This window comes from Microbacterium sp. SCN 69-37, from assembly GCF_001724435.1.
GTDB classification, from domain to species: Bacteria; Actinomycetota; Actinomycetes; order Actinomycetales; family Microbacteriaceae; genus Microbacterium; species Microbacterium laevaniformans.
Map to the genome: position 1 here is coordinate 1 of NZ_MEEL01000063.1, position 8,985 is coordinate 8,985.

Annotated in this window: 8 protein-coding genes; 3 read left to right on the forward strand and 5 right to left on the reverse strand. The window is 63.4% G+C overall.

Going from position 1 to position 8,985, the window contains the following annotated elements:
* Positions 1-70: 70 nt before the first annotated feature.
* From ABS64_RS14345 to ABS64_RS14365, 5 genes are all read right to left on the reverse strand, one after another.
* The gene (locus ABS64_RS14345) at positions 71-244 is read right to left on the reverse strand and encodes a hypothetical protein (protein ID WP_292684429.1); all 174 of its coding nucleotides are present in this window, start codon (positions 242-244) and stop codon (positions 71-73) included.
* 217 nt (positions 245-461) lie between these two features.
* A complete protein-coding gene (locus ABS64_RS14350; RefSeq protein WP_292684431.1) occupies positions 462-3,002 on the reverse strand; it encodes a GIY-YIG nuclease family protein in 2,541 nt (846 codons plus the stop codon).
* Positions 2,989-4,623 (reverse strand): Eco57I restriction-modification methylase domain-containing protein, encoded by a 1,635-nt coding sequence (locus ABS64_RS14355; protein ID WP_288121144.1) that lies wholly within the window; start codon positions 4,621-4,623, stop codon positions 2,989-2,991. Before ABS64_RS14355 ends, ABS64_RS14350 begins: the two co-directional genes overlap by 14 nt.
* The gene (locus tag ABS64_RS14360; RefSeq protein ID WP_292684434.1) at positions 4,620-6,776 is read right to left on the reverse strand and encodes a DUF262 domain-containing protein; all 2,157 of its coding nucleotides are present in this window, start codon (positions 6,774-6,776) and stop codon (positions 4,620-4,622) included. The genes ABS64_RS14355 and ABS64_RS14360 overlap by 4 nt, the downstream gene beginning before the upstream one ends.
* Before the next feature lie 11 nt (positions 6,777-6,787).
* Entirely contained in the window at positions 6,788-7,420 is a 633-nt protein-coding gene (locus ABS64_RS14365) for an N-6 DNA methylase (RefSeq protein ID WP_288121148.1), read from the reverse strand.
* Positions 7,421-7,641: 221 nt separating this feature from the next.
* Between ABS64_RS14365 and ABS64_RS14370 the strand changes: the two genes are divergently transcribed.
* Genes ABS64_RS14370 through ABS64_RS14380 form a run of 3 tightly spaced genes read left to right on the forward strand, consistent with a single transcriptional unit; the run spans position 7,642 to position 8,788 of the window.
* Complete coding sequence (locus ABS64_RS14370) at positions 7,642-7,899, forward strand: hypothetical protein (RefSeq protein ID WP_292684436.1); 258 nt, start codon at positions 7,642-7,644, stop codon at positions 7,897-7,899.
* Positions 7,896-8,642, forward strand: coding sequence for a site-specific integrase (locus ABS64_RS14375; protein ID WP_292684439.1), 747 nt, complete (start codon positions 7,896-7,898; stop codon positions 8,640-8,642). The genes ABS64_RS14370 and ABS64_RS14375 overlap by 4 nt, the downstream gene beginning before the upstream one ends.
* Positions 8,639-8,788 carry a hypothetical protein gene (locus tag ABS64_RS14380; protein WP_292684441.1) on the forward strand — a complete coding sequence of 50 codons (150 nt, stop codon included), beginning with the start codon at positions 8,639-8,641 and terminating at the stop codon, positions 8,786-8,788. The genes ABS64_RS14375 and ABS64_RS14380 overlap by 4 nt, the downstream gene beginning before the upstream one ends.
* Positions 8,789-8,985: the final 197 nt, after the last annotated feature.

Genomic DNA, 8,985 nt, shown 5'->3' on the forward strand with positions numbered 1-8,985 from the left:
GGAGCAGCAGTTGGCGCTACTGATCCTCGGGGACCTCGACCCCTACCCGCCGAACCTCACCCGGCGAGCCTCACCCCCACCGAATGTCCGAAGAGCCCGCCGTCATTGCCGCCTCATCGAGCGCCGCGATGACTTTCGCGGCCGTGCGCCCATTCCGCTTGAGCCACTGCTGGTAAAGGTATGGGCTGTGAATCGGCGACCGCCGGTCGATAACGAGGCCCGCCTTGGCAAGTTCCTTGCCCATGCGAACACCGAGTCGATCTATCGACACGTATGGCACAGCCCACGCGACTAACCCCAGCCATTCGACTCCTGCGCGGCGTTGATCCATCCCGGTACAGCGAGCACTCCAACTGCCTACGGCTCGTGCTCTTGCTGAAGCTGCTTCGTATCTCGGATCGATCGCCGCTTGAGTGATGCTCGACCATCGCTAGATGCGATATCCGCATTCGATGGACACTCTAGACAGCTTCCACAGCGACGACGGTGTCGTAGAGTCCGTAGCTACGTAGACCCTTGTGCGACTCGATCCCGGTGTACGACAGCGAGGCATCCTCGTAACGACGAAAGGCGAAGACGGCCTGGTTCATATGGCCGGCGTTGAAGACGCCGAGCGACACCAGCAGGTGGAACTCCTCGACCGTGAGACCCGTAACCGACTTGAACAGATCGGGCTCGATCTTGGTGATTACGTCGTAGAGCGTGTTCTCGCGGTAGTCGGTGAGATACATGAAGGCCGGGATCCGCGTCGCAAACTTGATCAGCTTTTCTTGGATCTGCTTGCGCTTCGACCTGTACTCCTTCTCCTCCGCGCTCAGCTCCTTCTTCTCCGACGGGGTCAGGTCGTCGCCCTTCTGCTTCTTGGTCTTCGACACCGACTCGCTCTTGTTGACGACCGTCTCGAACACGTTCAAGCCGAGCGCGCGAAAACCCTCGATGTTCATCACGGCATCCATCGCAGCCTGGTTACCCATGATGCGGCGCAGCGTCGTGTTGTCGACGTTGACGAGAATCGCCGACTCCCACTTGCGGGCAAGGAGCGTCGCCGAGGTCCCGGCCATAGCGATGTCGAGGATGCCGCCGGCATCCACCTGCGTCATGTTCGACCCGTCATAGGCGAGCACCGGCAGGAACTTCACGAGCTCTTCGACGGCCTTCTCAGGATTGCGCTCCTCGGGCGCGAGCCCGATGCCGTACTCGCTCATCTGCCGGAGGGCCCGGGTGGGCGCGAAGTCGAACACGTAGCAGACGGGCTTCAGGATCACCTCGCGCGACGGGTCATCGCCGTCCGGGTTGCGGATCGTCCACGGCGACTGCACGCGGAACGCCGCCTGGAAGTATGTCTCTGGCGCCTGCAGGTTGCGCAGCATCAGAATCGCCGACCACTGCGGAACCGTCACCCCGGTCGTGAGCTTGCCGACCGTCAAGGTGATGGTCTTCGTGTCGAAGCCGCTGCCGATCGCCTCGCGTACGGGCGGAAGCGCGTCGAGGCCGACGCCGACCCCGGGCGCCGAAACGTTCACGACCCGGTAGTCGCGCCAGAACGCGTTCTGCGGTTCGGCGAGCAGGTTGGCCATGGCGGCGCATGACGCGGTGCGCGGCAGCATCCAGACGGAGTGCTGCAGGTAGGGCAGCAGCCGCACGTCGGAGTACGGGAACGGCGGCCGCGTCCCGGCCTTCAGAAAGTCGACCTGCGTCGGCGCATAGTTGCCGCGGATGATCTCGAGCCACTTCTGCACGTCGTGCTTGTGCACGAACTCTGCGTCAGCGCCGGTGCCAGTCGCCTCGAAGAAGGCGTTCAGGTCGAACTCGTCGAACTCGCCCTGGCTCGCGATCGCGACGAGCTCCTCGGGCATCTGGTACGTGAGGAGGCGCATCTCGGGCAGCGAGGCGTAGGGGTTGGGGTCGTCGGCGTGCTCTTCGGCGAAGAGTCCCTTCGCACGCTGCTCGTCGGTGTAGGTCCAGTTGAAGATCTGCTCCTCGATGAACCGCCCCTCCTTCAGCACCTTGAAGGGCGTGCCGGAGAGGTACAGATACGAGCGGGCCTTGATGGGAACGAACGCATCCTCCTCGAGCCCGGCCTCTTCGAGGTTCTCGGCGAAAGTCTCGAGGTCGGCGCTGAACTCGTCTTCGGTGGCCTTCTTCTTGGCCTTGTCGTCCTCGCCTTCGAACAGCTCTTTGGCCGAGTCGCGCCACGCGCCGAAGTGGTACTCGTCGAAGACGACGAGGTCCCACGTCAGTTCGGTCAGCCACGCGTGCTTCGCCTTGAAGTTGCCGGCCTTGTCGCGCCCCATGAGGTCTTGAAACGACCCGAAGAACACGAGCGGACGATCGGGATCGACGGATGCCGGGTCGCCGCCCGTCTTGCTCGAGCGGTATTGCCACCCCCCGAAGTCGACGTGCGTCCTCAGGTCGGTGTCCCACGCATCTTCGACGGCAGGTTTGAAGGTCATGACAAGCACGCGATTTGCGCCCATCCGCTTGGCGAGCTGGTAGCTCGTAAACGTCTTGCCGAACCGCATCTTCGCGTTCCAGAGGAACTCCGGAACCGCGTCGGCGTCATCAGCCCACCGGCTCGCGAAGTACTGCAGGGTGCGTTCGACGGCGGATGCCTGTTCCTCACGCATCGAGAACGTCGCGTGGTGCGTACCCTCGAACGTCTTGCCGACACGCAGCTCGGCGATCGCCGTGCGGACATCCTCGGCGGTGCAGCGCATCCATTCCAGAGTCGGGTTCGCGAACTTCTTCTGCTTGAGCCGCCGACGCACATCGTGGTCGGTGATGAAGGACCCGTCGGGCCTGTCGGCCGGCTCATCGATGACGATCTGGTAGTTCGTGATCGCGGCGGTCTTCGTCTGCTGCGCGACCCGCTTCTTGACAGACTGCGTCGTCTGCCCGACCTTCAGCAGCCCACTGTGCGCCTCATCGTCGATCGAGTACGCGTAGATCCGCAGCCGCGACTCGGGCTTCGGCGGGAGGAGATCGGCCTCAGTCTTCGACATCGGCCGCCTCGTCGTCCAGAGTCATCGGCTTGATCTGCGACTCGATGTACTCGATCTGCCCTTCGTCGAGTCCGTACTTGCGATACAACTCTTCGTCAGTCCAGCGCTGGTCCCAGGACTGCTGCGGCACCCAGGTGTACGTGAAGTTCGACGCGTGTTGAGTGATCTTTCGCAGAGATACGAGGAAGCGGAAGAACTTGGTCGTGTAGTACGACACGAATGATCGAGCCGAGGCCTCGGAGTCGAACGGGCCGATGGCCAAATAGGTGTTAGTGCAAACCTCTCCCGGACCCGCCACGATTGGCTTCCCAAGAATGACCGCAGGGCGGAAGCCGACCGTACCTCGACCATCGGATGCCTCCGGCACAAACACCTTCCATGCATCAATCAGGGCCGAGCCGCGAATCACTTCGGATCCAGCAATGTGTCCGGCAAGGCGCCGCCCTGGACGGACATAATGCAGAACGAGGTCACCGGGCTCCCGCTCGGGCTTAACGTTCGCGAAATTTGTTGAAACTCCGAACGGCTTTTGACCACTCGCGATAGCGGCGACCGAAGGCTCTCCAAGCGCCGCAACCTCGTCGACGATCTGCGCCCCCTCGCTGTCCCGGATGAAAACATCGTGCCTGCCCAAATCGCGACGCGAGGGTTGAGAGTGCTCTCCGCTACGAACGGTCACCACCTCGGCTGGCCCATCGTACGAGGAGTCCCAGACGAAGTAGCAAACGCCGCCACCGATCTCGACGCCAGTGCCAAACACCTCCGACGCCACAGGAAAGTCCACGAAGTCGCGGATCCTGCGGTCCGCTAACATCCTGCCCCTGAACTCATCCAGTCCTCGGCCACCCGCTATCCAGCGCGCTGGAACGATCATGCTAAGCAGACGCGGCTCCATGCGCTTCGCCTGGTCGATGAACAGGTGATAAAGCGGGATGGTCCCAGTGATCTTGGTGTCGGCCTGATCCGTGTTCAGCTGATACGGAGGGTTGCCGACAATCACGTCGAATTGCACTTCGACTCCAAACATTTGCGCGAGGCGCTTCTTTATATCGAGGGTGTGTATGAAAGCGTAGGCGTGGGTCTCGAGTTCGTCGCCTCGCCCCCACGCGCCTATCGCCGCCCCGCAGTACGCGCACTTGTCCCCCGCCCAGGTGTGCTCGGTGCGCTCGAACCAGATGTTGCCCCAGTCGCGATCGAAGGTCTTCGCGACGGAGTGCTTCCCGGTGGCATCCTTCGAGCAGTAGACGCTCCGCCGTGCGAGCAGCGCTGTCAGCTGCGTGATGCCGATGCCGTACACCTGCTTCGTCAGGATGTGGTCGACGCGCTCCTGAAGGTCGGGTATCTGTGCGGCCAACCCATCCGTGAGCCGGCTCGTGATCTCGCGTAGGAACACCCCTGACTTCGTGAAAGGGTCGAGGAAGGTGACGTTCGGGTTCTCCCAGATGGATGCTCCCCCGCTGTCGGCGGCCCAGGCATCCGCGACGGTGTCGAGCATCTGGTTCGCGAGCTCGGGCGGGGTGAACACCTCGTCGTTCGACAAGTTGGCGATGCATGTGAGCACATCGGGGTTGTGGCTGCGCAGCGTGAACGCGGCTCGGGGCGAGAGCGTGATGTCAGTCACGTCAGCACATCCTCGGCGGTTGCCGCATCGTCATCGTCGGCCTCGGCATCCGCGCCGAGACTATCGAGATAGTCGCTGCGGACATCCGTGAGGCGCCGGTCGGAGCCATCGAGACCCCAGAACCACCACCCGTTGACCCCGCCCTTCCCGGTATAGACAGCGAAGGCGGCTGCGCTAGGCGAGTCGTAGGCCACACCGTCGATGTAGAGTCGCCCATCCTGAGACACGACAGCCCGCGCGCCGTTCCGCGCCTGCAGGCGCGGGACGAGTTCTGTGCCGGCCTCCATCCAGCCCGCAGCGATGAGCTGGGCGATGTCGACGCTGGCGCGGGTCACAGGCGTGGGCGGCGCCGCCTCGAGGCCCACGTGCCCTGCCGGCGCGGGCCAGATCGCACAGATCTGACTGATCATCCGTCCGGTACGCGCGATGATCGCGTCTTCGCTCCACCCCGCATCGTCCGCGAGCGCGAACGCCTCCTTTGTGATGAGAACGTCGTCAGATGCCACGAAATGTGCGCGCTTCTGACCCCACGCACCGTTGGAGATCTTGCTATTGAGCGCCTGCGTGACAATGGTGAGGTTGCCGAGCTGCTGGATCCTGCGATCCCGCTCGAGCTGATGTTCCTCGTCGAGATCGTCGTCCCAGTGCGCGCGCCACTTCTGAGGCATGAGGTGTTCGATCGTCGCCTTGTCGCGCACGATCGGCCCCATCGCGAGCGGGTTGACGCCCGGGTACCCGCGTTTGGCGTCTTCTAGAGCCTCGAGCACCATCCGCAGGCGGTTGCGGCGGTAGTTTCCGTACACGTTGGCATCGATGAGTGCCGTGTGCACCTCAGCGTCGCCGGGCCAGTATCCGACCGCCGTGTGGCTGGCGACGAGGAACTGCTCGACCGCTTCCGGGAGGCGGTCCTTCAGCTGGCGGCTGAGGTGCTGCATCAGGTCGACGAGGAACCGGTTGGAGCCTTGCGACGGCGCCTTCACAAGCGCACGGCGCACGAACCAGCTCTCGAGCAGATCGAGGATGCGAGCGCGATCGTCATCCGTCACGCCCGCTTGCTCCGGCTCGTCCAGCCAGATCAGCAGCGGTCGGCTGATCTCCGAGTCGAGCGTTCCGACTCGGTAACTGAACAGCTGGGAGCGCGTCAGCGGGCCGATGGGGTTCTCGGAGCCCTCGATGATCGCACGGTAGTGGTCGGCTGCTGCCTTGATCTGCGGCAACAGGACGCTGACGTCCTTCTCGACCGTGTTGACGTAGTGCTTGAACTGCGTGAACACCTCGCGGATGGGAAAGTCCATCAACGTCCGCGCGATCAGCCACTGCCAGAGAAACAGCGAAGCCCGTGGGTTCTTGATGCGACCCGAGGTGACCTCCGTCTCCCACCAAGGAGTTTCGAAGTCTGCCCAGTTCGCGAGGTAGTCTCGCTCGGCGACAGCGGAATCGATCTGCTGGAAGATGAAATTCTTGATGAGGTCGGCGGCCGAGAGCGGCGTGCCGCGGGCATTCAGCGTTTCGAAGATCGCCTGAGCGTCTTCGTTAGCGTCGAGGCGGATACTCGCGATCTCGAGGCGATCGGTGATCGCCCCCACCAGCAGCGTCGCACGTAGCTCTGCGTTCTCCCCGAGCCAGGCGTCGATCGTCTCGGAGAAGAATCGGTGCGCATCCCGAAGCCGCGACGTCGGGAGCGGCCCGTAATCGACGGGGGCGGACGCCGACATGACCGCGTCGAACGCGTCGCGATCGCGGTTCGTCGGCCATAGCTTGAAGCGATCCTGGTCGCGTTTGCGGTAGCTTTGCGGATTCTCCACGAGGCGGAGCACCTGGTCGGCGAGATCGGTGAGGTCCCGCTTCTCGAGCTGCGCGTGCAGAGCGTCGAGCAGCAACTGCAGAGTGGTCAGACGCTGCTGACCGTCGATGACGTTCCACGTCGGCAGCCCGCCGAGCCCCGTCGGAATCTGCTGGATGACAATCGCCCCGAGAAAGTGGGTCGCCTCCTGATTGTGCCCCTCGATGACATCGATCAGCCGGATGATGTCCTCCCAGAGCGGCTCCCATTGTTCGCGCTGTGACCAGACGTACGGGCGCTGGAACAAAGGAACCGTAAGTCGCGTCGGGTTGTAGAACACATCCCTCGGCTTGACGACATCGGTCTTCATTCAGTGCTCCCCTACGTGGCGGCGATCTCGGCGATGGTCATGACCGGGTAAGTACGCACCGGCGTGAAAATCTCGTGCTCCTCGAAGGCATCGAAGAGGGTGCCAGATGCCGCCGAACGCTGAGTTAGCGCGTCGAAGCGGAAGTCACGGCGTTGAAATCTTCCCCGACCGAGATAGCCCCACTCCGGGAAGACGATGGGCCCGCCCGTGGCATCCGTCATTGCGAGCGCGTCGCCCTGGACAATGTTCACCGCTAGTACGGCCCGCGCTGCGTGCACCAGCGTGTCGTCCTTCGACAGTCTCAGTACACGGACGACAGTATCCGCGAGATTCTCGCGGCACTCAACGGCATTGTCGGGCAGCAGTTCGATTCCATAGATGCACATCAGGCCAAATAGCGCATAGTGACGCTGCTCGAACTCACTCTTACCGTAGCGCGCCTCAACGACGGCGAGCTTGCGCTCAAGCACCGGTACCAGGAAGTTGCCCGAACCACAGGCAGGCTCGAGAAACCGCGAGTCGATGCGCTCCGTTTCATCCTTGACGAGATCGAGCATGTCGTTGACGAGCCAGCGCGGCGTGAAGACCTCACCATGGTCAGCCACACGCTGCCGCGACTTGACCAGTGGCCGGTCATCGTTCAATTGAGCACCCTCCAGTTACATTGGTAGATCCTACTGGGGAGCGTCGACAGCGGGTCGCGTGCGATACCTCCTCGCAACGCGCAATCGTGTGAGACAGACCGCCTGATGCGATGCGGCGTCAGCGCACCAGAGGCATTCGCCGTCGAAAGCTGCCATCGGGCGGCGTATCGTCTCACCGACGTTGACGACACAGCACCAGTGTCCGACACTCGGAGGTCGAGATGGGCAGCGTCACCCCGTACGAGACGGCGAAGGGCCGACGCTACCGCGTGCTCTATCGCAAGCCCGATCACACCGAGGCGGAGAATCGCGGCTTCACGACGATCCGCGAGGCGAAGCTCCACCTCTCGATGGTCACGGGGTCGAAGTCGAAGGGCGAGTACATCGACCCCACGTCGTCCCGTGTTCCAGTTCGGATGTTCGCCGGCAGCTCGCGGCGCTCCAGCGGCCGCCCAAGTCGAAGCCGTCGTAGTGCATGACGCTCGAACGTGCGTGGAAGAACCACGTCGCCCCCGTTTGGGGAGATCGGGAGATCCATTCGATCCGGCGCTCTGAAGTTCAGGACTGGGTGTCCGACTTCGCGACGCGGAAGTCGAGTACGGTCGTCAACCGTGCGCTCGGCGTTCTCGCCGGCATCCTCGATGTCGCGATCGACGATCGTCGCCTCGCGAGCAAGCCGGCCCACAACATCCGCAACCTCCCTCGGAAAGGCCCGGGCAAGCGACGCGTCTACCTCTGCCACGACCAGGTCGGGACGCTGGCCGCATGCTCGGGGCATCCGACCATGGTGCTGACGCTCGCCTACACCGGCCTGCGCTGGGGCGCGGCGACCGCGCTCTGCGTGCGCAGCGTGAACCGACTGCGTCGATGTTTGGCCATCGAAGAGAACTCGGTCATGGTCGGCTATGAGCTCCAAGTCGGCACACCAAAGACGCACAAGGCGCGCTCGGTCCCCTACCCCGAGCGCCTCGACCCGATGATCCAGCAGGCGTGCGCCGGCAAGGGACCTGAAGGTCTCCTTTTCGGCGACGGCGTCCACCACGTGCGCAACTCCGGCAGCCAAGGCTGGTTCGCGAACGCGGTACAGCGCGCACAGATGGTCGACCCGTCGATCCCGCGGCTCACACCGCACGACCTCCGCCACAACGCCGCGTCGGGATCAGCTCGGGCGCCAACGGGAAGGCCGTGCAGCGGGTGCTCGGGCACGCGTCGGCGGCGATGACGCTCGACACCTACGCCGACCTCTTCGACGACGATCTGGATGCCGTCGCGGCTCGCCTCAACGCCCAGATGCCGCTCGTCGCGCTGCAGGCCGGCCCGCAGACGCGCTACGTGTTGCCGACCCGACTGTGGGGAGCAGATTGCTGAATATCTCGTCGAGCGTGAAGCCACACGAAACGCGCCAATTCGGCGTTCGGGGACGCCGGATGAAGCGCTCTGTCGGGCCTTGTTTCCATTCACAGTGTTGTCATGTCTCAGGACATCGGTGACGGATCGGCATCAAGAGATCGGTGACGCTTCGGGGTTGTTTGGTGGTAACACTTCTCGGGCCTATCTGTGAGGGA

Excerpts from the sequence above, each read along its gene's own strand:
- ABS64_RS14360 (WP_292684434.1), bottom strand. The coding sequence starts at position 6,776 with ATGAAGACCGATGTCGTCAAGCCGAGGGATGTGTTCTACAACCCGACG.
- ABS64_RS14370 (WP_292684436.1), top strand. The coding sequence starts at position 7,642 with ATGGGCAGCGTCACCCCGTACGAGACGGCGAAGGGCCGACGCTACCGC.
- ABS64_RS14350 (WP_292684431.1), bottom strand. The coding sequence starts at position 3,002 with ATGTCGAAGACTGAGGCCGATCTCCTCCCGCCGAAGCCCGAGTCGCGG.
- ABS64_RS14375 (WP_292684439.1), top strand. The coding sequence starts at position 7,896 with ATGACGCTCGAACGTGCGTGGAAGAACCACGTCGCCCCCGTTTGGGGA.
- ABS64_RS14345 (WP_292684429.1), bottom strand. The coding sequence starts at position 244 with ATGGGCAAGGAACTTGCCAAGGCGGGCCTCGTTATCGACCGGCGGTCG.
- ABS64_RS14380 (WP_292684441.1), top strand. The coding sequence starts at position 8,639 with ATGACGCTCGACACCTACGCCGACCTCTTCGACGACGATCTGGATGCC.